This window comes from Kribbella sp. VKM Ac-2571 (genome assembly GCF_004362255.1).
Classification (GTDB): domain Bacteria; phylum Actinomycetota; class Actinomycetes; order Propionibacteriales; family Kribbellaceae; genus Kribbella; species Kribbella pratensis.
Window position 1 is genome coordinate 156,027 of sequence record NZ_SNWS01000017.1, and the last position, 23,580, is coordinate 179,606.

General features: G+C 67.4%; 18 protein-coding genes. 9 read left to right on the forward strand and 9 right to left on the reverse strand.

Annotation, left to right across the window (positions count from 1 at the left end; translation table 11 throughout):
* Positions 1–10 precede the first annotated feature (10 nt).
* From EV651_RS31835 to EV651_RS31845, 3 genes are read left to right on the forward strand one after another with little or no spacing between them, the layout of a single operon-like run.
* A complete protein-coding gene (locus EV651_RS31835) occupies positions 11–1,270 on the forward strand; it encodes a sugar ABC transporter substrate-binding protein (RefSeq protein WP_133788961.1) in 1,260 nt (419 codons plus the stop codon).
* A gap of 2 nt (positions 1,271–1,272) precedes the next feature.
* The gene (locus tag EV651_RS31840) at positions 1,273–2,385 is read left to right on the forward strand and encodes a glycoside hydrolase family 15 protein (protein ID WP_238157314.1); all 1,113 of its coding nucleotides are present in this window, start codon (positions 1,273–1,275) and stop codon (positions 2,383–2,385) included.
* The gene (locus tag EV651_RS31845; protein WP_133788963.1) at positions 2,386–4,548 is read left to right on the forward strand and encodes a TIM-barrel domain-containing protein; all 2,163 of its coding nucleotides are present in this window, start codon (positions 2,386–2,388) and stop codon (positions 4,546–4,548) included.
* A 4-nt stretch (positions 4,549–4,552) separates the two neighbouring features.
* Here the strand turns inward: EV651_RS31845 and EV651_RS31850 are convergent, their stop codons facing one another.
* Positions 4,553–5,605, reverse strand: coding sequence for a Gfo/Idh/MocA family protein (locus tag EV651_RS31850; protein ID WP_133788964.1), 1,053 nt, complete (start codon positions 5,603–5,605; stop codon positions 4,553–4,555).
* A gap of 114 nt (positions 5,606–5,719) precedes the next feature.
* Between EV651_RS31850 and EV651_RS31855 the strand changes: the two genes are divergently transcribed.
* Positions 5,720–6,727, forward strand: a complete 1,008-nt coding sequence (locus EV651_RS31855; protein WP_133788965.1) for a LacI family DNA-binding transcriptional regulator — start codon at positions 5,720–5,722, stop codon at positions 6,725–6,727.
* Between the two features lie 47 nt (positions 6,728–6,774).
* On the opposite strand, the gene EV651_RS31860 is transcribed toward EV651_RS31855, so the two are convergent.
* Genes EV651_RS31860 through EV651_RS31870 form a run of 3 tightly spaced genes read right to left on the reverse strand, consistent with a single transcriptional unit; the run spans position 6,775 to position 8,968 of the window.
* Positions 6,775–7,125, reverse strand: coding sequence for a helix-turn-helix transcriptional regulator (locus EV651_RS31860; RefSeq protein ID WP_133788966.1), 351 nt, complete (start codon positions 7,123–7,125; stop codon positions 6,775–6,777).
* Positions 7,122–7,568 carry an SRPBCC domain-containing protein gene (locus tag EV651_RS31865; protein WP_133788967.1) on the reverse strand — a complete coding sequence of 149 codons (447 nt, stop codon included), beginning with the start codon at positions 7,566–7,568 and terminating at the stop codon, positions 7,122–7,124. Before EV651_RS31865 ends, EV651_RS31860 begins: the two co-directional genes overlap by 4 nt.
* Positions 7,565–8,968, reverse strand: coding sequence for an MFS transporter (locus EV651_RS31870; protein ID WP_238157315.1), 1,404 nt, complete (start codon positions 8,966–8,968; stop codon positions 7,565–7,567). The genes EV651_RS31865 and EV651_RS31870 overlap by 4 nt, the downstream gene beginning before the upstream one ends.
* A 205-nt stretch (positions 8,969–9,173) precedes the next feature.
* Between EV651_RS31870 and EV651_RS31875 the strand changes: the two genes are divergently transcribed.
* Together EV651_RS31875 and EV651_RS31880 are read left to right on the forward strand one after the other, a co-directional pair.
* Complete coding sequence (locus EV651_RS31875) at positions 9,174–10,934, forward strand: glycosyl hydrolase family 28 protein (protein WP_133788968.1); 1,761 nt, start codon at positions 9,174–9,176, stop codon at positions 10,932–10,934.
* Between the two features lie 38 nt (positions 10,935–10,972).
* On the forward strand, positions 10,973–12,193 hold the full coding sequence (locus EV651_RS31880; RefSeq protein WP_133788969.1) for an alginate lyase family protein: 1,221 nt from the start codon (positions 10,973–10,975) through the stop codon (positions 12,191–12,193).
* Here the strand turns inward: EV651_RS31880 and EV651_RS31885 are convergent.
* Complete coding sequence (locus tag EV651_RS31885) at positions 12,181–15,528, reverse strand: alginate lyase family protein (RefSeq protein ID WP_133788970.1); 3,348 nt, start codon at positions 15,526–15,528, stop codon at positions 12,181–12,183. The two genes, EV651_RS31880 and EV651_RS31885, sit on opposite strands and share 13 nt — an antisense overlap.
* Before the next feature lie 787 nt (positions 15,529–16,315).
* Here EV651_RS31885 and EV651_RS31890 point away from each other — a divergent pair.
* A complete protein-coding gene (locus EV651_RS31890) occupies positions 16,316–18,316 on the forward strand; it encodes an HNH endonuclease signature motif containing protein (RefSeq protein ID WP_166658861.1) in 2,001 nt (666 codons plus the stop codon).
* Between the two features lie 979 nt (positions 18,317–19,295).
* On the opposite strand, the gene EV651_RS31895 is transcribed toward EV651_RS31890, so the two are convergent.
* Genes EV651_RS31895 through EV651_RS31905 form a run of 3 tightly spaced genes read right to left on the reverse strand, consistent with a single transcriptional unit; the run spans position 19,296 to position 20,809 of the window.
* Positions 19,296–19,550, reverse strand: a complete 255-nt coding sequence (locus tag EV651_RS31895) for a hypothetical protein (protein ID WP_133788972.1) — start codon at positions 19,548–19,550, stop codon at positions 19,296–19,298.
* Positions 19,551–19,589: 39 nt separating this feature from the next.
* Positions 19,590–20,012, reverse strand: a complete 423-nt coding sequence (locus EV651_RS31900; protein WP_133788973.1) for a hypothetical protein — start codon at positions 20,010–20,012, stop codon at positions 19,590–19,592.
* 35 nt (positions 20,013–20,047) lie between these two features.
* Positions 20,048–20,809 carry an alpha/beta fold hydrolase gene (locus EV651_RS31905; protein ID WP_133788974.1) on the reverse strand — a complete coding sequence of 254 codons (762 nt, stop codon included), beginning with the start codon at positions 20,807–20,809 and terminating at the stop codon, positions 20,048–20,050.
* A gap of 83 nt (positions 20,810–20,892) precedes the next feature.
* Here EV651_RS31905 and EV651_RS31910 point away from each other — a divergent pair, with 83 nt between their 5' ends.
* Together EV651_RS31910 and EV651_RS31915 are read left to right on the forward strand one after the other, a co-directional pair.
* Positions 20,893–21,951 carry a LacI family DNA-binding transcriptional regulator gene (locus EV651_RS31910; protein WP_133788975.1) on the forward strand — a complete coding sequence of 353 codons (1,059 nt, stop codon included), beginning with the start codon at positions 20,893–20,895 and terminating at the stop codon, positions 21,949–21,951.
* Between the two features lie 7 nt (positions 21,952–21,958).
* Entirely contained in the window at positions 21,959–23,029 is a 1,071-nt protein-coding gene (locus EV651_RS31915) for a LacI family DNA-binding transcriptional regulator (protein WP_133788976.1), read from the forward strand.
* Here the strand turns inward: EV651_RS31915 and EV651_RS31920 are convergent.
* The gene (locus EV651_RS31920; protein ID WP_133788977.1) at positions 23,009–23,572 is read right to left on the reverse strand and encodes a LacI family DNA-binding transcriptional regulator; all 564 of its coding nucleotides are present in this window, start codon (positions 23,570–23,572) and stop codon (positions 23,009–23,011) included. The genes EV651_RS31915 and EV651_RS31920 overlap by 21 nt on opposite strands.
* Positions 23,573–23,580 lie beyond the last annotated feature (8 nt).

A 23,580-nucleotide genomic window follows, 5' to 3' on the forward strand; every position in this document is an offset into this window, starting at 1 on the left:
AGGAACACCCATGCGCCTACTCAAGTTCGCGGCCGTCTCAGCACTGAGTCTGACCGCCGCGCTCGCGCTGACCGCCTGCGGGCAGGGATCCGCGACCAAACAGGCTGCCGCGCCCGCCGGCAAGTCGGTCGTGCGGTACATGAACTTCTCGTCCAACGACGGGCACGAGAAGGACCTGACCGCGATCGTCAACGCTTTCCAGGCGGCCAACCCGGACATCACGGTCCAGGTCGAGACCGTGCCGTACGCCGACTACTTCACGAAACTGCAGACCGCGGTCGCTGGTGGCACCGCGGCCGACGCCTTCGAGCTCAACTACGAGAACTTCGTCACGTACGCGAGCAACGGCTCGCTGGCCGAGCTGAAGAACGCCGACTCGTCGGCGTACAAGAAGACCCTGTACGACGCGTTCAACTCCGGCGGCAAGCAGTACGGCGTACCCGAGTCCTTCTCCAACGTCGTGCTGTTCTACAACAAGGCGATGTTCAAGCAGGCCGGCGTCGCCGAGCCCACGGCCGACTGGACCTGGAAGGACGAGCAGGCCGCGGCCGCCAAGCTGACGAACAAGGCGACCAAGACCTGGGGCGACTACCAGCCGGTGTCGTACAACGAGTTCTACAAGGTGCTCGCGCAGAACGGCGGTGAGTTCCTGAACGCGGACCGGACCGAGGCCACGTTCAACTCGCCGCAAGGCGTCGAGGCCGCGAAGTTCCTGGTCGGCAAGGTGGGCAAGACGATGCCGACCGAGGCCGACGGAGCCGGTACGCCGGACTTCGACTCCAAGCTGTTCAAGTCCGGGAAGCTCGCGATGTGGCACACCGGGATCTGGATGTTCTCGGCGCTCGACGACGTGAAGTTCGACTGGGACGTCGTTGTCGAGCCGGGCAACACGCAGAAGGCCTCCGCGATGTTCGCGAACGGGCTCGTGGTGAACGCCGCGTCCAAGAACGCCGACGCGGCGCAGAAGTGGATCACCTATCTGGCGTCGTCGGACGAGACGACCAAGACCCGGCTCGCGTCGTCCTGGGAACTGCCCCCGGTCGCCGACGAGACCAAGCTGAAGAGCTACCTCGACCAGCCGAAGCCCGCCAACCGTGAGGCCGTGTTCACCGCGCTCGAGGCGCCCGTGCTCCCGCCGGTGATCGAGCGGCAGCAGGAGATGCAGGATGCGGTCACCCAGGAACTGACGGCGGCGGCCGCCGGCCGGAAGACCGTCGAGAAGGCGCTGGCAGACGCCCAGTCCAAGGTGAACGGTCTGCTGAAGAAGTGATCGTGTCGAACGTAGATCTCACCAGGCTGCGTGCGCTGGCCCAGCACAGCCACGCGGTCATCACCGAGCACCAGGACGCCGGCGGCGCGTACCCGGCCGCGCCGACGTTCTCGGCGTACAAGGGGTACGCGTGGCTGCGGGACGGGTCGTTCACCGCCGAGGGAATATCACGGTACGGCGATGTCGCGTCAGCCGACCGGTTCCACGACTGGGTGGATCGGGTGCTGCGGGACCGGCGGGCACAGGTCGACGACCTGTGCGCGGCGGCCGCCAGAGGTGAGCGACCCGCCGACTCCACGATGCTCCCGACGCGGTTCACGTTCGACGGCGCCGACGGGTCGGATCCGTGGTGGGACTTCCAGACCGACGGCTACGGGATGTGGCTGTGGTCGGTCGTGAGCCACGCGCACCGATACGGCCTCGACCTCGAACGGTGGCGCGGTGGGATCGACGTCGCCGTCGACTACCTGGTCGCGTTCTGGGACCGGCCTTGTTACGACTGGTGGGAGGAACACGTCGAACAGCGGCACGTGTCCACGCTGGGTGCGATCCACGGCGGGCTGACGGCGATCGCGCCGTACACCTCGGTCACGGTCCTGGAAGTTGCCGAGCGCATCCGTTCGCTGGTCGATGCCGAAGGCACTCGGGACGGCCATCTGACCAAGTGGCTGGGGTCGTCGGCGGTCGACGGCTCGCTGCCGGCGTGCGTCGTGCCGTTCGGGCTGGTGACCGGTGGCGTCGGCGCGGCCACACTGGCCGCGGTCGCCCGCGACCTCGATGTCGACGGCGGCGTGCATCGGTTCCGGGCCGACGTGTTCTACGGCGGCGGGCAGTGGATCCTGCTGTCCGCACTGCTCGGGTGGAACCTCGCGGCCGCCGGTGACACCGCCGGCGCCTGGCGGCACCTGCGCTGGATCGCGGACCAGGCGTCGCCCGAGGGTGACCTTCCCGAGCAGGTCGCCCACCATCTGTTGCACCCCGGCGCACGCGACGAGTGGATCGCGCGCTGGGGCACCGTGGCCAGCCCGTTGCTCTGGTCGCACGGCATGTACCTGATCCTCGCCGACGAACTCGGCATCCTTTCCGAAGAACACAGTCTCCGCGAGAAGGCCTGAATGATCACGCATCGCCCCTACGGCATCGAGCACCCGTACGCCACCTCACCCGACCAGCGCGTACCCGTCCTCCCGCTGGCCGGTGAACCGGTCCGTCTCGGCGTCGTGGCCTCCCCCGGCATCACGTCCGTCGTCTGCGAGTGGGGTACGTCGACACTCGAGATGGCACCCGCGCGCGCCACCGCGGCCGATGCCGCGGCCCTCGCCGGCGGCGAAGGACATCTCAGCGAGGCGCAAGCGAAGTCGTTGGGTTCCGACGACGGGTGGTCGGTCGTCACGCCGCCGGTCCTGGAGCCGGTGCGCTACCGCTTCCGGGCGGGTGACGAGACCACCGAGTGGTTCGAGGTCGCGCCGGCCAGCTGGGTGCCTGACCGTGGTGAGGTCCGCGGCGGCGGCGATCGCGTGCGCGCTGTCGAATGGCTGGTCTCGGCGGACGGTGTGCATCGGGCCAGGTTCGAGCTGCCGCTGCGGCCGGGCGATCACCTGGTCGGATTCGGGGAACGGTACGACCATCTGGACCAGCGCGGGCAGCAACTCGACGCGGTGGTGTTCGAGCAGTACAAGGCCCAAGGTGCTCATGGGCGTACGTACCTGCCGATGCCGTTCGCGCATGTGGTGAACGGCGGTTGGGGATTCCATGTCCGCACGTCCCGGCGTACCTGGTTCTCGTCGGACGACCGGAACCTGAAGGTCGAGGTCGCCCTGGGCGACGACTCGGTCGTCGACCTCGGCATCTACGAGGGTTCGCCGACAGAGGTGCTGACGGCGTTCCTCGACGAGGTGGGGAGGGCCGAGGAGCTGCCCGACTGGGTGTTCCGGTTGTGGGCCTCCGGCAACGAGTGGAACACCCAGGACCTGGTGATGGCGCGGATGGACGCCCACCGGGACCTGGACATCCCGGTCGGCGCGGTGGTGATCGAGGCCTGGAGCGACGAGGAAGGCATCACGATCTGGCGCGACGCGCAGTACGACGTCACAGCGGACGGCAGCGCGCACAAGGCGAGTGACTTCAGCTACCCGGCTGACGGCGCGTGGCCCTCCCCCAAGGCGATGATCGACGAACTGCACGACCGCGACATCAAGGTGATCCTCTGGCAGATCCCCTTGCAGAAAAGCGAATTCAGCACCGGGCAGGTCGCGGCCGACGCCGACGCGATGGTCCGCGAAGGTCACGCGGTACTCGAGGCGGACGGTACGGCGTACCACAATCGCGGCTGGTGGTTCCCGCAGGCGCTGATGCCGGACCTGTCCGTGCAGCGGACCCGCGACTGGTGGACGGAGAAGCGGCGCTACCTGGTCGAGGACCTCGACGTCGACGGGTTCAAGACCGACGGCGGCGAACACGCGTGGGGCCACGACCTGCGCTACGCGGACGGCCGGCTCGGGGACGAGGGCAACAACTTGTTCCCGGTTCACTACGCCCGCGCATTCGGTGACCTGCTCCGCTCGGCCGGCAAGGCGCCGGTGACGTTCTCCCGTGCGGGCTTCACCGGATCGCAGGCCCACGGCATTTTCTGGGCGGGTGACGAGGACTCCACTTGGGAGGCGTTCCGCTCGTCGATCACCGCCGGCCTGACCGCCGCGTCCTGCGGCATCGTCTACTGGGGCTGGGATCTGGCCGGTTTCTCGGGCCCCGTCCCCGACGCCGAGCTCTACCTCCGGGCCACTGCCGCGTCGGCCTTCCTGCCGATCATGCAGTACCACTCCGAGTTCAACCACCACCGCCGTCCGCTCCGCGACCGTACGCCGTGGCACGTCGCCGAGACCACGGGTGACGACCGGGTCATCCCAGTCTTCCGCGCGTACGCCGTACTGCGGGACAAGCTCGTTCCGTACCTGGCCGCGCAGGCCGCGCGAACGATCGCCACCGACCGCCCGCTGCTCCGGCCGCTCTTCTTCGACCACGCCGACGACCAGGAGATCTGGCACCACCCGTACCAGTACCTCCTGGGCGACGACCTGCTGGTGAACCCGGTGCTCGAGCCCGGAGCCACCACGTGGACGACGTACCTCCCGTCAGGCACCTGGTATGACGCCTGGACCGGTAGTTCCGTGCCGAGCGGCCGGGTGACCCGCGACGTACCGCTCGACACCATCCCGGTCTACAGCCGCACCCCCGGCTGGAACCTCGCTCGAGGCGTCGTCCCCGAGGTGCCGAGCTGAACTGTTATCGGGCTGCGCCGCGGACGGTCGCGTTCTGCTGGGCCGTCAGGGCCAGCCGCATGGTTTCGAAGGTGTGCTCCTGCGGCGCGGCTGTGGTGGTTCGGTCGCGGACGTCACGCAGCACGTCCGAGTAGTAGGTCACCGGGACGTCCGAGCAATCGATGTAGTGCGTGCCGTCCTTGTCCACCAGGAACAGGTGGTTGCCGCCGTCGCGGCCCGCAATGTCGACGTACTTGCGCAGCTCGATGTAGCCCTCGGTGCCGAGCACTGTCAGCCGGCCGTCGCCCCAGGTCGGCAACCCGTCGGGCGTGTACCAGTCGACCCGGATGTAGCCCTGGGCGTTGCCGCTGCGCAGCAGGAGCTCGCCGAAGTCCTGCAGGCCGGGCTCGTCGGGGTTGGCGAAGTTCCCGACCGCGCTGGTCACCACCTCCGCGGACCGTGCACCCGTGAACCAGAGGAACTGGTCGATCTGGTGCGAGGCGATATCGGTCAGAATGCCGCCGTACCGCGCCTTGTCGTAGAACCAGTCCGGACGGCCGCCGCCACCGGCCAGATGGCCGCGGTCGCCGATCCGGTGCGGCCCGACGCCGAGGGTCTGCACGACCGTGCCGATCCGGCCCTCGCGGACCAGCTCACCGGCCTTGAGCACGCAGGGGACCTCGAACCGCTCGGAGAACGTCACCGACCAGAACCGGCCGCTCTGGCCGACCGCCTTCTCGACCTCCTCCAGTTGCTCGAGGGTGACGCACCCGGGCTTGTCGGCCATCACGTCCTTGCCGGCCCGCAACGCCGCGACCGCGATCGGCCCGCGCCGGTCCGGTACGGCGGCGGTCACGATCAGGTCGATCCCGTCCTGGGCGATCAGCTCGTCGGGATCCTCGATCACGGGGACGTCGGGATACCGCTCCCGCATCGTGCCCGCGACCGCTGCCGCGGGGTCGTCGGTGGCCATCCCGGCGAACGTCGCACCGGCCGCGATCAGGCCGGCGACCTGACCGAAGATGTGCGCGTGGTCGAGCCCGACGGCGGCGAATCTGATGGGCTGGCTGGAATTCAAGAGGGCTCCAATAGAAAGTGATCGATCCACTTCTGCGTTGACAGCTAATCGGAGCCGGGATTTAGTGTCAAGACCTCCGACGGGCATTCATAATGGTTCGGAATAGGGGTGAACATGACAGATTCGGCGTCCGAGCGGCCGGCGACCATCCACCAGGTCGCCAGCCTTGCCGGCGTGTCGCACACCACCGTGTCCCGATACCTCCAGGACAAGGACAGCCTGAAGCCGAAGACCAGGATCAAGGTCGAGTACGCCGTCAAGACGCTCGACTACCGCCCCAACCTGGTGGCTCGATCCATGCGGACGCGGCACACGAACCGGCTCGCGATCGTGCTCGCGTCAGGTGCGCACTTTCCCGGACGGCTGCTCGCCGCCGCATCGCGAACGGCGCACGACGCCGGGTACCAGGTCGAGATCGTCAGCGTCGACGGCGGAGCCCGCGAGCGTTCGGAACGGATCGACGAGCTGGCCAGGTCCGGCCAGGTCGAAGGTATCCTGGCCCTCTCGCCGATCAGCCTCAAGGGCAAGAACGCGCACCGGGTCCCGATCGTCGAGAACGGCACCTACGACGACAAGTTGCACGGCCTGGCGGAGCTCGCCGACGCCAGCGAGATCCGCGAGATCATCGAGTACCTGGTCTCCTTGGGGCACCGGAGGTTCCTGCACGTCGCCGGCGCCCAGAACTTCGCCTCCGCCCGCAACCGCAAGAGCGTCTACCTCGAGACGATCGAACGCCTCGGACTGGAATCGGTCGGAGCCGTCGACGGTGACTGGTCGGCCCAGTCCGGCTTCGACGCGATCACCGCCCTGCCCGCCGACTGCCGTGTCACCGCGGTCGTCGCGGCCAACGACGTCGTCGCCATGGGCGTGATCCGCGGCGCGCTCTCCCGCGGCTGGAAGGTGCCCGACGACCTCAGCGTCTTCGGCTGGGACGACGAGGAGATCGGCCGCTTCGCGACCCCGTCGCTGTCGACCGTGGCCGTCGACCGCGAGGCCCAGGGCCGCGCCGCGGTCCATCAACTCCTCGCCGAAATTCGCGGCGAACCGGCCACGCGGCCGATGCCCCGAACCATCAACCACCTCATCTACCGAGAATCCACCGCCCCACCGCCCCGCCACTAGCCGACCCCACCGCGGCCAAGAGGTCAGGAGGTCAGGAGGTCAGGAGGTCAGGAGCCTTCGGCAGAACGCTCCGCGGCCTCGGCGGCCTCCTTGATGGTGGCCAGCCGCCGGTCCCAGTCGGCCGCGAGCGCAGACATCCACTGCGCCGTCGCGTTCAGCATCTGGGGCCGTACCGAGTACCGCACCTCACGCCCGATCCGGCTGCCGGAGACGAGGCCGACGGCATCCAGCACCGAGAGATGCTTGACCACCGCCTGCCGCGAGACCGGCAGTCGCTCGGCGAGCGTCGTCGCGGTCGCTTCGCCCTGGACGGCGAGCAGATCCAGCAGCCGGCGGCGCGTCGGATCGGCCAATGCGGCCAGGACACCGTCGACAGCCTCGGTATCACTACTGGTCACACGGATGATTCTTCCGCGCGCTTCTTCAGAGCGTCCAGTTCCATCGGCCAACCGCCCGAGTTGTCCTTCACCGCCTGGTCGCGCAGCTCCGCGGACCCGGACAGTGCCGCGAAGCCGCTTTCCACGACGCTGAGGCGCGTCTGGTCACCTTCGGACCTGAGCGTGAACTCCACCAGCGTGCTGTTGTCGTCCCGCAGCTCCTGTCCCGGGAACGCACTCGCCCACCGATACGCGAGGTACGTCGGCGGATCGACCTTCTCGACCCGCACCGGGAAGTCGCCGTACTCGGGGTTCTTCGCCAGCAGCGTCTCGCCTTCCCGCGCCACGGTCCCCGGCAGGGTCGCCTTGTCGGCAACCCAGAAACCAGGCTCCGCGACCAGCGACCACACCCGCTCCAGCGGCGCCGCAATCAGAACTTCCCGCTCGATTCGATCGTTGCTCATCCCACGAACTCCTCATCTTTGATCTGCAACCCCACGGTTGCACGTATGTTGCGTCGGCGCAACCCGACCCACACGAGACCGGCACTGACAACCGTCACGGCCACATTCAGGCACAGCGCGAGATGGATGCCGGTCAGCTCCAGCTCCTGAGTGGCGGCAATCGCACTCAGGACCGGGATACCGATCGAGATCGCCACCTGCTGAGTCATCGAGGTCAGCCCCGTGGCCAGACCCTGCTCCTCGTCGGGCAGGCCTGACGTGCCGGTCACCGTGTACGCGACGATCGAGGCCACGTGCCCGAAGAACCCGACGAACAAGGCGGGAATCAGGATCGCGAGTGCGGCCCGGTTCACGCCGAGGAACATCAGCGGGAAGGTCGCCACGGCCTGCACCAGCATCGCCACCGTCAGAACCTTGCGTACGCCGAAGCGCCCGATCACCCGTCCCGCGATCACACCGGCGGCCACCGCAGCCAAGCCCGGGATCCCGAAGATCAAGCCGGTGGCCAGCGGGGAGAACGCCAGGACGTTCTGCAGGTACAGCGTCATCAGGAAGATCATCCCGGTCTCCATCGCGAAGACCACGAGTCCGGCATAGTTGCCCCACTTCACGGTCGGCCGTCTGAGAATGCGCAACGGGGCAAGTGGCGCGGACGCTCGCAGTTCGACAACCCAGAAGGCGGCAAGGAGCAGAACTCCGACCACCGCGGCGAGCAAGCTCTTCTCGACCACCGCGTAGATCACGGCCAAGAGACCGACCGAGACGCTGGCCGCACCAGGCAAGTCGAGAGCAACCCGCTGTGGAACGCGGCTCTCGCTGATCACAAACGGCGTACACACCAAGACCAGCACCGCGACCGGAATGTTGATCCAGAACGCCGCCCGCCAACTCAGCAGGCCCACCAGCGTGCCGCCGACCAGTGCCCCGACAGTGAAGCCACCGGAGAGTAGCGCACCGTTGATCCCCAGGGCGCGTTCCCGTACGGCGCCCTCGGCGAACGTGGTGGTGAGAAGCGACATCGCCGCGGGCAGGGCGAGCGCAGTAGCCAGACCCTGTAGCGCGCGGGCGGTCAACAGCAGCTCGGCACTCGTGGCCAGGCCGCCGAGGAGCGAGGCCACAGCCAGCACGACCATGCCCGCCATGAACAGCCTGCGGCGCCCGAACAGGTCGGCCACGCGGCCGAACAGCAACGCGAATCCCGCCGAGGGAAGCATGTAGGCGGCGGTGATCCACGGGAAGTCCGCGACCGCCATGCCGACGCCGGCACCGGTGTCCGGGAGCGCCACATTCAGGATCGAGAAGTCGACGGACACCATGAATCCCGCCAGCAGAAGGACAGCAAGAACCATCCGCTGCCTGCTGGTGAAACGTAGCCGCGGCGACGCTGTGTCGATAGTCAAGGACTTCTCCTCCGTCAGATGGGCTCCGCTCCCGGGGAACGGAACGTGCAACCCCAGGATTGCACGTCAATTCTCGATGCGCAACCGTGGAGTTGCGCCTGAGCTGACGAGCGAAATTTTCGCGGCAAGCGGTTGCTATTGATCGGCCCGGGTTCTCCGGACAAGGTTTCAGGGCCTTCCGCCGGAGATGCCAAGGAGCCTGAAGATGACCGCAGACCTCACGCGCCGCCGCCTGCTCCAAGCAGCCGGCGCGACTGTTGCCGCCGGCTACGTCACGTCCGGAGCTGGGACCGCGACAGCCACCCCCGCACCCGCTCCACCGCTGGTCACCTATCCGATTCCCGCCGGGGTGGCACAGGCGTCCACCTTCGAGGTCAAGGTGCGTACGGCGGCGGGCGCCTGGACCCCGCTGCCGACGTACTCGGTCAACCTCAAGCAGATCAACGCGATGACCGGGGCCGGCCAGGTACTGAAGTCGTCGATGGCGTACTTCGACTTCGACGGTTCGGTCGAGGTCTGGGTCCGGTACAAGAAGGGCACCATCGACGCCGCGCGGATCCGGCCACTGTCCCTGGGGATCGAGCCGGTCGTCGACGACGAGAGCACGTTGCTCTTCACGCTGACCGAACCGAGCAAGATCGTGGTCGAGGTGAACGGCGAGATCTTCGACTGCCTGCATCTGCTCGCCCGCCCGATCGAGACCGGCGTACCCTCCCCCGACGACCCGGACGTCATCTACTTCGGCCCCGGCGTGCACACGACCGCGACCGGTCAGCTGGAGGTTCCGAGCGGGAAGACGGTCTACCTGGCCGGTGGCGCCGTACTGAAGACCTCGGTGATCTTCAAGAACGTCACGAACGCCGGCCTGACCGGACGCGGTGTCATCTACGGCACCAACGGCGGCGGCTGCACCATCGTCAGCTCGCAGAACATTCGCGTCGACGGCATCTCGATGCTCGATCTGACGACCGGCTACGCGATCACCGCGGGGATGTCCGAACAGGTCGCGATCACCGACTTCGGCTACTTCAGCGCGGGCCAATGGGGCGACGGGATCGACATCTTCTCCAGTAGCGATGTGTTGATCGACAACTCTTTCCTGCGCTGTTCCGACGACTGCATCGCGCTGTACACGCACCGCTGGGACTACTACGGCGACACCCGCAACATCACCATCTCCAACTCGAGCCTCTGGGCGGACGTCGCGCACCCGATCAACATCGGCACCCACGGCAACACGGCCGATCCCGAGGTGCTGGAGAACATCACGATCAGCAACGTGGACATCCTCGACCATCGCGAACCGCAGAAGTGGTACCAGGGAGCGATCGCACTCAACCCCGGCGACAGCAATCTCGTCCGGAACGTGCGGATCGAGGACGTGCGGGTGGAGGACTTCCGCTGGGGCCAGTTCATCCATCTGCGGGTGGCCTACAACAAGTCGTACAACACCTCGGCAGGCCGCGGGATCGAGGGCGTCTACGTCAAGAACCTGACCTACACCGGCAAGAACGCGGAGACCGCGATGATGCTCGGGTACGACGAGACGCGCGGCATCAAGGACGTGACGTTCCAGAACCTCGTGGTCAACGGCACCGTGATGGCCTCGACCATGCGCAAGCCCGGATGGTTCACGGTCGCCGACATGGTCGACATGCACGTCAACGAGCACGTGACCAATCTGCGCTGGCTGGACGCCGCCACCGCCCCCACAACAATGCCTCCGACGATCACGACCGTCGACACCGGGCACCTCACCGCAGGCGTACCGGTTGTCCTCACGATCAGCGCGACAGGCTTTCCCACCGGTTTCGGCGCCCAGAATCTGCCGCCCGGACTCACCGTCGATAAGACCACCGGCGTCATCACCGGCGCCCCGACCGGCCCCGGCGCGTACAACACGAACCTGAGCGTCACCAACGTCGCCGGGACCACCACCAAGAGCCTCATCCTCACCGTGCGCTGAACGCCGGCGTACACACCACCGCCCCGAAGGAGAAGGACATGCACGAGAGGGAGATCGATCGACGTACCATCCTGAAAGCCGCCGGAGGTGTGGCCGCCGCAGGAGTAGCGGCTGCGGCCGGCGTCACCGGACTCGGCCGTCGCGCAGACGCAGCACCGGCCACGTTCACCCACCCCGGAGCGCTGCACAACTGGGGCGACCTCAATCGGGCCAAGGTCCGGGTTGCGGCGGGCGACGACCCGTGGCTGTCCGGCTGGAACCGTTTGACCGCCAACTCACATGCGCAGTCCACCTGGACACCGAGGCCGCAGGCAACGATCATCCGCGGCGGCACCGGCGAGAACTACACCATCCTCTACAACGACATCCATGCCGCGTATCAGAACGCCCTGCGCTGGTGGGTCCAGGGCTCGACCGCGCACGGCGACTGCGCGCGCAATATCCTCAACGCCTGGTCGGCCACCTTGACCACGGTCACCGGTAACGCAGACCGGTTCCTGGCGGCCGGCATCTACGGGTACCAGTTCGCGAACGTCGCCGAGCTCCTCCGCGGCTACCCGGGCTTCGACCTGGCGCGGTTCAAGACCATGATGCTCAACGTCTTCTACCCGATGAACAACGACTTCCTGACCAACCACAACGGCGCCTGCATCACGAACTACTGGGCCAACTGGGATCTGTGCAACATGAACTCGATCCTTGCCATCGGCATCCTCTGCGACGATGCAGCGAAGTACGACCAGGCCGTCAACTACTTCAAGAACGGCGCCGGCAACGGCTCGATCAAGCACGCCGTGCCGTTCGTGTACGACGACCAGGGCCTTGCGCAGTGGCAGGAGTCGGGACGCGACCAGGGCCACACCATGATGGGTATGGGCCAGATGGGCGCGTTCTGCGAGATGGCCTGGAACCAGGGTGATGACCTGTACGGGTACGACAACAACCGCTTCATGAAGGCAGCGCAGTACGTCGCGAAGTACAACCTCGGCCAGGACGTCCCGTTCACGAAGTACACCTGGGGCACCGGCCAGAACTGCGCCTATCAGGAACACACTGTCATCTCCAGCGCGAGCCGCGGCCAGCTCCGGCCAGTGTGGGAGATCCTGCACTTCCACTACACCAGGCGTAAGTACCTCTCGGTGCCGTACATCTCGGCGATGGCCGCTCAGGTCCGCCCCGAGGGCGGAGGCGGCGACTACGGCACGACGAGCGGCGGCTTCGACCAGACCGGCTTCGGCACTCTGGCCTACGCCAAGTAGACCTCGTCGAAGACGGCGGCGCTGAGCGCGAACGGTGCGCCGGAGACAACGGCCAGACCGACGTAGTACGGCGCGGAGCCGAAGGTCTCGATCAGTCCCGGCGCACCGATCTGCGTCCAGCTCACGCCGTCGGTGGAAACCTCGGCGGAGAAGGTGTTTCCGGTACGCCGGATGCGCAGCCAGCTGGGCGCACCGGTACCGGTCGTGGTCACGAGGCCGGTCGCCACGCGCAGCCGCTGAACGAACTGCGGCGTACCGCCGGCCAGCACCACCCCCGACAACTGGTCGAACGGTGACAGCGACTTGGTCATCAGCAGGCTCACCCGGGCGGCATCGCCTCGACTCACGACCCGGGCCGTGAACGTGGCGTCTCCGGTCACCGCCTGGTACGCGTACTGGGCCGTCATTCCCTGCCCGATCACGTTCAGATCCGAGCCGGCGCCGCGAATTGTGAACTGTCCCCTCGTGTCGCTGTAGCTGGTAATCCCCGGTGTCCGGATCGCGACAGCGCTGAAACTCCCAAGTTGCCGCTCGTCCAGAACATAGTCGCCGATATCGCCGTACTGCCACGGCGCCGGCGGAGGTGCTCCAACAGTCAGCGTGACTTCCGCGGAGCCCGCGCCGGCGGCATTGCGCGCGGAGACACCCAGCTTCACCGTCCCCGTCTTGAGCGGCCTGCCGCTGATGACACCGGTCTTCCGGTCCATGGACAGACCATCCGGGAGGCCGGTCACCGCGAAACTGATCGGATCGTTGCTAGCGGCAACCCGGAAGCGGAACTCCGTGCCGGTGTTCGCGAACGCGGATCCGGCGCTCGTGATCGACGGCACGGCCGGCGTCGGCATTGTCGCCGTCAGTTTCGACGAGTCGGGCCCTGTCCCGGCGGCATTCGTCTTCGCAACGACGTAGTCGTAGCTCTCGCCCGGCACCGCCGTGACATCCCGGTAGCGGGTCTCCACGCCGAACCCGATCGGCGCCACGCCCGAGGCGATCGCCCGGTACGGCCCACCGGCGTGCCGGCGCTTGACGTTGTACGTCGCCGCAACGTCAAGGTCGGACCACGCCAGCTCGATCGCACTGCCGGCGCTGCCGGACCGCAGTTCGCCCAGCGGTGCGGACGGGATCTCGCCCGACCAGTCCTGAACACTCACGTTGTCGAAGGCCGCTGTGGTCGACTCGGCGTACGGCGCGTCGACGCCGATCCCCGCGCAGACCGCGAGGCCCGCGTAGACGTCACGGCCCAGGTTGATCCGGGATGTGCCGACCTTGGTCCAGGTGCTGCCGTTCGGCGAGATGAGCCCGGTCAGGACGTCTCCCCTACGGACGAGCCTGACCCAGTACGGTCGCCGCAGCCGGTAGCCGTCGCTCGCCGCTTCGACGTACGGCGGCGGCAACGGCGTCGCGGACTGCGGCAGGGTTCCGAGATCGGAGATCGGAAAGCCCGCGTTGACGGTGATGCAGTGCTGTTGAGTCGGCGGTACGACGGTGCTGCCGGTCGCGACCGTGGAGCCCCCACCGACGGGCCGTACGGTCCACACACCGCTCCAGGTGTGCAACGGCAGCCCCTTGATCAGCATCGATGCATGCGCCGAGGACGCGGATAGACTCTGCCGCATCATCACGCCGATGGTCGCGTACTGCGAACTCACGGGGTGCACCACCCGCGCCGTGAGTACCCCCTCACCACGCAACGGCACGTAGACGAGCCGGAAATTGTCCTGCTCACCACCGATGTCCGCACCGCCGGCTTCGACGGTGAACCTTTCCCCGTCGAAGGTTGTGCCACCCGCAACCGCCTGGCCGATGTTCTCGCTCACCCAAGGATCCGCCCTCGCGATCGTCACAGGCAGCGACTCACTGCTCGAGCCGGCTTGGTTCTCGGCCCGAACCTTGTAGAAGTAGGTCGTCCGGCCGCGGGCGGACGTATCGCTCCACGCCGTCGACGGGATGCCTTCGGCCACGACCGCGTAGTCACCCGCGCGGCCGGTTGCTCTGCTGATCGTGTAGCTACTCGCGGCCGCGCCGCTGCGCGGTTCGACGGACTCCGCCCAGGTCAGTACGACGCCAGTGTCGGACCTTCCTGCCGTCAAGCCGCTCGGAACGCCGGGTGCCGCGTCAGGCGCAGACCTGGGGACGACCGGACGGGCTTGAGTGAAGGTGCCCCAAGCGGGGTGGTCGTCGCTGTTCCCCTCGACGAAGCGCGTGCCGCCGGCGCCACGGAACACCACCCGTTCGACGTTCGGCGCGGACAGTCCGCGCCGACTCACGTAGTGGGCGTAGGCAAGTTCGTAGATCGGCTGGAACGCACCACGGTTGATCGTCGAGATCGCCGTCTTGAGGTACTTCCCGGTGCGGTCGAGGTCGACGGTGAACGGCACGGAATCGTCGCCCAGGTTGTAGCGAGCGGTGTACTCGAAACCGTGCAGTATCCTGTTGTCCTGATGACCGAACAGGTCGATCCCCTGGTTCCAGGCGACCGCGGCGCAGTTGGCGAGCAGGCCGAGCGCCAACTGGGCGTAGGACTGCGACCGGCCGCTCTCTTGTCCCTGACCGGTCGCCGACACGACGATGTGCTCGATCCGGCCGTTGCCCGCGCCGGCCACGGCGTACCGCACCGCGTTCTCGAGCATCACCCGGTCGTCGCAGAACACGGCAATCGCCAAGATCGCCTGCAGAGCGGCGAGATCCCAGTTGCCGTTGGCAAACAACGCGTTGCCGGACACGGCCGGGTACCAGACCTTGCGGAACGACTCCGCACACCGGAGGACAGCACCAGGCGACCACCCGTCGTACCCGCTGTGCCTGAGGATCTCGGCGGCGTTCGCGAACTTGAAGACCTGCAGTCCGACGCCGAGTTGCCCGTCCGCACCGGTGATCGCGGTCAGACTGTTCGACCAGGCATCAAGGATGTCCCGCGCCTTGTCCGCGTACCGCACATCACCCGTGGCCGACCACATCAAAGCGTTCTGATAGGCGGCGCCCGAGTCGCTGACCGCCTCGTTCATGAAGTTCGCCGGCCCACGACCCCACGACGTGATCTGCCCGACGTTGCGGACCACATAGTCGTACGACGACCTGCCGTGCGCAGCCATCGCCAGAAGACCGTCGTACACCGGACTCACCCGCTCGGCCACGCCCTGCCGCATCCGCTGCAAATCATCCACATCATGCAACAACCCTGGATGCCTGAATGCCGCCTGCGTCCCCGACCCGGTAGGTGCCGCGGTTGACGTGGCGGCGGATCCGAGCTGCGCCGCGAGCACCGAACCGCCGGAGGCGATCAGCAACGAGCGGCGGCTCACGGTCGACAACGAGGTGACATCGGGTTCCGGCATCTGCACTTCTCCTCTGAACCGCTGGCTGAGCCGCCAAGCTAATGAGCAGCGGTCACACCCGGTCAACGGTTCGCAGGCCTCTCGCCCGCACAGAAACTTTCGCAGGGCTTAGGTCACTCTCGCTGGACCCAGGCGAGGACCTCGTCGAAGGCCCCGTACAGCTCGCCATCACCCCTGACGAACTGCCCCCACAGAGCCAATGGTGCAACCTCAGAGCCGATCGGCATGGGGGGCAAGCCTTCGGGCATCCTCCAAGGCACTGGCCAGTTCCGCACGACGAACTGCACGCCGGCCGGATCCCAGGGCGCCCGGCCCCTCGCGGTTCGCGAAATGCAGCCGGATCTGACGGCCCTCATCTTCAACGTCGCACCAGAAGCACCCGTGCGGCGCAGCGCGCCCAATGTCTCTCGGAGGGCAAGCCACGATCGGTGTGCCACCGCGGCCGGATCACCGTTGTGCACTGCTGCATCTATCGCATGGCATCCAACGGAGTTCACCAGCGCTGACATGCTGGTCCACTCATGCCATGCGGTGAGTCGATCAACGTCCGCAAGTTCGACGACACGCTCGACCCAGAAGGCTTGCAGATCAAAGAAGGCCTTTGCGAAGTGCAGCGCCCGTGTGGTCACTCTGCTGAGCGTCCTGCGGACCGGGCCGCCACGCAAGCAGTTTCGGCGCCGCCAACTCCAACTCAGCTCAGGCGATGCGGATGACGCGGTCGACGTTCACACATCCCCGATTTCAATTTGCTCTTAAGGGAACACTTGTTCTAATATGAGGCATGGCGGTGACCGTTGAACCTCTGCACCCTGGCGACGCTGATCTCGCCGGGTTCGCCGCCACGCCACGCTGGATCACTGCTTGGTCGGAGAAGGAGGAGACGCCTTCCCTGGACGCGGCGCCGGCGGCGTGGTTGGACGCGGTGGATCCTCCCGACGATCTGTATGACCCCGAGAACCCTCATCCTCCTCGGTTCCTGGGCGCGGAGGACTGGTACGACGACCTGCCGCCGATGTCGCGGGTGGACGGGCTCGAGTGGGAGCTCTGGGCCGGGGTCGATCAGGACGAGGCCGAACGCGAGATGCTGCGTCTGAAGGCGCCCGCATGGGTGTTCCTCCCGCCCGGCGCCGAGCTGGCCGCGGCGCTGGAGTCCGTGCGACCGCAGTGCGAGTCACCGATCGCGTTGATCGAACTGATGAAGGCCGCCTCCCGGATGGTGTCATGGCTGGAGTCGATCAAGGCCGACGCGATGGCGTCATTCGTCCGCCAGCGCAAAGCCCAGGCAACCGAGATCCCCCGCCCCACCCACATCGACTCCTCCGGCCGCCCCATCGACCCCGAACGCTCTTGGGCCGCCGAGATCGGCGCCGCGCTACACCTGTCCACCAACACCGCCGCCCGCCACATCGACACCGCCCTGCACCTGACCGGCACCCTGACCGCGACCCACACCGCGCTGCGCTGCGGCGCCCTGACCTGGTCCAAGGCCCTGTCGATCTCCGAGGCCACCCGGCACCTGCCCGACGCCACAGCTCAGGCCGTCGAATCCCACGTCCTGCGCCGCGCCGCGTCCCAGACCCACACCAATCTGCGCAAGTCCCTCCGCAGACAAGTCGCCAAACACTGCGCCGCAGACGAGACCAACCGGCACCGTGAAGCGGTTCGAGACCGCACCTGCAAAATCGTGCCCCTGCCCGACGGCATGGCCGGCCTCTGGGTCGTCCACACCGCCGACAAGATCCAGCAAATGTGGGTCGTCATCCAAGCCATGGCCGACCTCGCCAAACGAGGCACCCCCACAACCACCACCCCCGCGCGTTCTGAAACCCCGTGTGCCGAAACCGCGCGTGCCGAACCTTCAAGTCCCAAACCGTCGACTGCCGAACCTTCGCCGCCTGTCGCACCATCGCGAGTCGAACCACCGCCCGTCGAACCACCGCCCGTCGAACCATCGCGAGTCGAGCCATCGCCTGTCGGCTCCGACATCGTCGCCTCAGGCAACCGTTACTCCGGTCGGTCGTCTGGTAGGACACCCGATCCGGCCTCCGGCGTGACCCCTGAAGTGAAGGCTGGTACGGCCGCCGGCGCGAAGTGCGACACGACAGCTGACATGCAGCCCAACACAGCAACCGGTGCGACCGTCGGCGAGCCGATGCGAGACGATCGCACCGCCGAACAGCGGCGCGCCGATGCCATCACCGACGTCTTCGAACACATGCTGCACAACGGCCTCGACTGGCTCGGCCGCCGACTACCCGACCAACACCGCCGACGACCCCACATCGAGATCCTCGTCCCCATCACCACCCTCCTCGGCGTGGACAACGACCCCTGCGAACTCACCGGCTACGGACCCATCCCCGCCCCAATGGCCCGCCGCATCGCACGCGACGGCACCTGGCGACGACTCCTCACCGACCCCACCAACGGCACCGTCCTCGAAGCCTCCACCACCCGCCACAACCCCGGCCCCATCGTCACCGAGACACTCCTCGCCCGACACCCCGTCTGCGCCTGGCCCGGCTGCAACCGCACCTCACGCCAATGCGACCGCGACCACGCCACACCCTTCAAACAATCCGGCCACACAAACCTCACCGGGCTAGTGCCCTACTGCGAATACCACCACGTCATCAAAGACACCCCCACCTGGGGCTGGAAAACCACCACACACCCCGACGGCTCCCTCACCCTCACCACCCCCACCGGCCACCGCTACACCACCGTCCCACCAGCCCGCGGCCCCATCACACAGGAGCAAGACACCCCCGACCCGCCACCGTTCTGATGCGAGCAATGGGCCAGAACCGGACGCCGCTCCTGCAGCCGCCCCTCGAAGCCCGCGCTCACACCAAACACCTCACCACGAGACCAACGCGCCACAGCCCGACACCACCCCAGCACCCATCCCCTCGAAACCGGCTCTCACGCCGAACACCTCACCACGAGACCAACGCGCCACAGCCCGACACCACCCCAGCAGCCATCCCCTCGAAGCCCGCTCTCACGCTGAACCCGAGCAGCCTTCCCCTCGAAGCCTGCTCTCGAGCTGGACACGTCCCCAACGACCAGCCCCCACGCGAGGGCGACTCGCTGCGCCTGAGCACTCCCGAGCCGTCCCCTCGAAGCCCGCTCTCACGCTGGACACGTCACCACGACCAGTGCCCGCGCGAGGGCGACTCGCTGCGCCTGAGCACTCCCCAGCCGTCCCCTCGAAGCAAGCTCTCACGCTGGACACGTCACCACGACCAGTGCCCGCGCGAGGGGCGACTCGCTGCGCCTGAGCACTCCCCAGCCATCCCCTCGAAGCCTGCACTCGCGCTGGACACGTCACCACGACCACTGCCCACGCGAGGGGCGACGCGCTGCGCCTGGGCACTCATGATCGGGACTGTCAGCGTTCTTTCGACTTGGACGAAACTGGCCCGGGCGGTCGATTGCCGTTCGCCTGTGGCGCCGTGGCTGGCTTCGGTGCCGTGCCGGCGGGCGGGCTGTCCCGGAGGATCTGCGCCTGCCTCAGCAGGTGGCCAGGCACTGGAATCCGATGCGGCGTTGTCTGCACGCCCTCCCGTTGCGGCCCGATGCCCGGACGTCCTCCGCCGGTGACCCCGTGGAGCTCCTGCGAAGGCATACCCCGTGTCCGGCCCAAGCGCTTCCCCGCTATGTCGGCGGGATCGTTCGAGAGGTGCGCGAAAGCGATCGGTTGCCGGTAGGGCTGAGCGTTCGGATCCTGCACAACCCGATGGCCTTCGATCACCGGCAGCGGATCAAACTCCCGGTAGACCAGCCGATGCGACGGTCCCCCGCTCGAATCCACCCGGCGTGAACTCACGGTCAACGGGAACCTTCAGCTCCGCGCAGTCCCGCAGATCGTACGACTGCGGCCCATAACCGAGTTGCTTGCCCTGGTACTCCCCCTCGCGTTCCTCCCGCAACGCCCGCTGGGCAGCCTTCGCGGCTTGGAACTCGCGGCCGGCGGGACTGTCCCGGTCCTGCTCCCAGGCCTCGTGCAGCCGGTCCATGTCCCGACTGAACTCAGGATGGTGGATCAGGTGGGTAGTTCACGGCATCCCGTCACCGTTGGTTTTGGCACCGCCCTTCGGCTTCAACTCGTCAGGGTCGAGGCCGTACCTTTCCATCATTTCCTCGTAGGTCTCCCACTTCGCCGGATCGTCGTTGGCGAGGCGTTGGCGGACCAGGTCCTCCCGGCGCTGGTCGTCGTTCGCATCCTCCTTCAAGGTTTCGTACTCCGCCCACTGCTCGAAGGAGATGACGACGCCCTCGGGGCGGGGCTCGTCGCCGAAGAAGACCGGCTCAGTGTTGCCGGAACGGAAGAGTTCGAGCACCCTGCCGAGGCTCTGACCGACGGTGGGGGTGTCGATGACCCGGACTCGGTCGCCGTTCGGCAGGTCGTAGAGGGCTTCGATGATTGCTCCGATGCGGGAATGTCGGACACGTTCCGTGATCCAGGATAGTTTCCGCACGGATTTCCTCGGGGCAGATTTCCACAGGGTGTGTTTCAGAGGTCGGCCAGTGAGGTCAGCCAACTGTCGACCAGGGCGACGAACTGGCGTGGGCGTTCGTGGTGGAGGAAGTGGCTGCAGCCGTTCCAGAGGGCTACTCGTGATCCGTAGGGCAGGGACAGGCTGATGTCCCAGGCGGCCATCGCGGGGGTAGGGCGGATGGACAGGAGTGGTTGGGTCAAGGCGGCCAGTCGGGTGGCGGCGGCCGGGCGGGCGCCGAAGGCGTCTGGGTCCGTGTACATCCCCGCGTAGCTTTCGGCGAGCACGTGCCCCGGTGTCGCGAGCAACTGGTCCCGGACGGCGCCGGCACGCAGTCCGAGTTGACGGACGGCCGCGTCCGATCCGTCGTTCCGGAGTGCGGCCAGACGTTGCTCGAAGGTGGCTGCCTCGGCCTCGTCCGCGCCGTACGCCGGATCGATGACGACGACCGCCGCGACCAGGTCAGGACGTTCCAGTGCGAGCTCCGCGACGATCTGTCCGCCCATCGAATGCCCGATCGCCACGACGGGCCTGAGCCCCAGCCGCTCGACGAGCGCCGCGAGATCTGCCGCGTAGTCCGCCGGCCGATACCCGTGCCGAAGTACCGGCGAACGCCCGTGACCGCGCAGGTCGACCGCGATGACCCGGCGATCCTCGAAGCCCAGACCGCTCCACGCGCGGCTGTCGCCACCCCAACCGTGGACGAGCAGCAGCGGATCACCCGTACCGGCGTCACGCAGCCAGATCGGCACCGCGCGGGCTTCGACATTCGCCGCCATGGATGGCAGCATAGTTAACGTTTTCTACACGAAGTCAGGGCACGACCCAGACAGAAATTTTCGACGGACAAAGGAGTTGGCGCGTGGCGGGAGCGAGCCTCGGGAGCCGTCCGACGGTGAAGGACGTCGCGGCGGCCGCGGGCGTGAGCGCCACGACGGTGTCGCGGGTTCTCGCGGGGAACTACCCGGTCAGTGCCTCGACCCGGAAACGGGTGCTGCGGGCCGTGCAGGACCTCGACTACGTGATCAACGCACAGGCCCGCGCCCTGGTCGGCGGCACGACCCGGACCGTCGCGTTCATCATCCGCGACCTGGTCGGTCCGCTGTTCGCCTACATCGGGCAAGGCGTCGAGCAGCAGGCCACCGCCGAAGGCCGGGTGTGCCTGGTCTGCACCCATCACGGCGACGCCGATCGCGAACTCGAACTCATCGAACTGATGCGCGAGCAACAGGCCGAGGCGGTCGTGCTGGTCGGTGGCGGCCTGCGTACGCCGGAACACCTCGAGCGGATGGCACAGATCGCGAGATCCCTGGAGCGGGTCGGCTCGCGCCTGGTGCTGTGCGGCCGCCCGCCGATCGGCCCGGATGTGCCCGCGACAGTCGTCGAGTACGACAACGAGGGCGGCGCGTTCGCGGTGACGAACTACCTGCTCTCGCTCGGCCATCGCCGGATCGCGTTCATCGGCGCCACCGAGCCGGAGCACACCACGACCAGCGCGCGCTTCGACGGCTTCACCCGTGCCCACGCGGCGCACGGCCTGACTGTCGATCCCGGCCTCGTTGCCGGCGGCACCTTCGATCGCGAGTCCGGCTACCGCCAAACCAAGGCCTTGCTGAGCCGCGACGCCGGCATGACCGCCGTCGTCGGCATCACGGACATCGTCGCAAGCGGTGTCCTCGCCGCTCTCCACGAGGCCGGGCTCCGAGTGCCTGAGGACGTCTCCGTCGCCGGGTACGACGACATTCCGCTGAGCGCCGATCTCAATCCGCCGCTGACCACGGTCCACATCCCGCACGAGGAGCTCGGGCGTTCCGCCGTACGTCTCGCGCTGCATCGCGACGACTACGCGCAGGATCAACACCTGCTGCTCGGGACGCACGTGGTGATCAGGAAGTCGACCGCTCCGCCCAGGGAGCGCTAGGAGAACGATGGCAAACAGCAGTAGACGCAAGTCGTCGAGCTCGCCTACCCTCGCCGACGTCGCCGCGCACGCTGGGGTGTCGCCCGCGACGGTCTCCCGCGTCCTGGCCGGCAACTACCCGGTCTCCCGATCGGCGAACCAACGCGTCCTGCGATCGATCCGCGAGCTCAACTACTCCGCCAACACTCACGCCAGGGCGTTGGCCGGAGTGCAGACGAAGACGATCGCCTTCATCCTGGCCGACGTACGCGGCCAGTCGTTCGCGGATGCGGCGCACGGCGTCGAACAGGAGGCGTCGCGCCGTGGCTGGCTGAGTCTGATCGGCACCACCCAGGGCGACTCCGAGCGCGAGCTCGCTCTGGTGCAACTGATGCGCGAGCAGCGCGCCGGCGCCGTGATCCTGATCGGTGGCGTCACCAACGAAGCGGCCGACTACCGTGCGAAGATGACCGACCTGGCCCGGTCACTTCACTCCGCCGGATCCCTGTTGGTGTTGTGTGGACGACCTCCGCTGGGCGACGACGTACCTACCGCTGTGATCGAGTATGACAACGAGCAAGGCGCCTACGCGATGACCAGCCACCTGTTGTCGCAGGGGCATCGCCGGACCCTCTTCCTTGCCGGTCCGGAGCGGCAGAGCACCAGCATGCAGCGGTTGGCCGGTCATCGGCGGGCCCTGCACGACTTCGGCGTACCGGACGCGCCAGAGCTGGTCGAGCACGGTGTCTTCACCCGAGCCTCCGGCTATCAGCTGACGAAGAACCGCCTGGCCGCCGGGCAGGACTTCACCGCGGTCTTCGCGGCCACCGACGTCGTGGCCGCAGGCGTGTACGCCGCTGCCGCCGAGTTCGACCTGAGAATCCCCGAGGACCTCTCGGTGGTCGGCTACGACGACGTCGAACTGGCCCAGGACCTCCGTCCCAGGCTCACGTCGGTTCACGTCCCCTACGAGGAACTAGGCCGAGCGGCCGCGAAGATCGCGCTGGACTCCCAGCACCAACAACCCAACTGGACCGGAGCCCACCGCCTCTTCACCACCCACGTGGTAGTCCGCAACTCAGTCAGCCGCCGCGACTGACCCCCACATTTCCATGAAGGCCATGGAGTGGGGGTACGGCGGTGTGCCGTCGAGGATGGTCGTCAGCACTTCCGAAACCGGCGTACTGGAGTCGGCGGGGAGCAAGACGGACGGGATGTTGTAGGCGGCGAGGTACGCCACCTGGGTGTCGGTGAACTCGACGTTGAGACCGATCACGCCGCGGGTGCCGCGGACGAAGAGGCGTTCCAGCCAGAGCCGGGGCACCGGCTCTCCCCCGTTCACTGTCGTGACGACGAGAGCCAGCCCCGGTTCCCGGGTAGCGTCGGCAAGGCCGGCCAGTACGTCACCGGTCCAGCCGCTGCTCCGACTGGCGACCACCACGTCGACCAGCTCGGACTCCTCGCGACGGTTGCCAGCGGCATCGGAATCCAGTGGATACCCGGCGCGACGCAGTACCTCGCGCACCCGGGTCCTGGTGGCCGGCGCGACGTCCGGATAGGCGCGCAAGACTTTGGAGACGGTCGAGATCGACACACCGGCCTCGCGCGCGACCACCGCGAGCTTCCTCCGTGGGGCGGACATCGAGGACA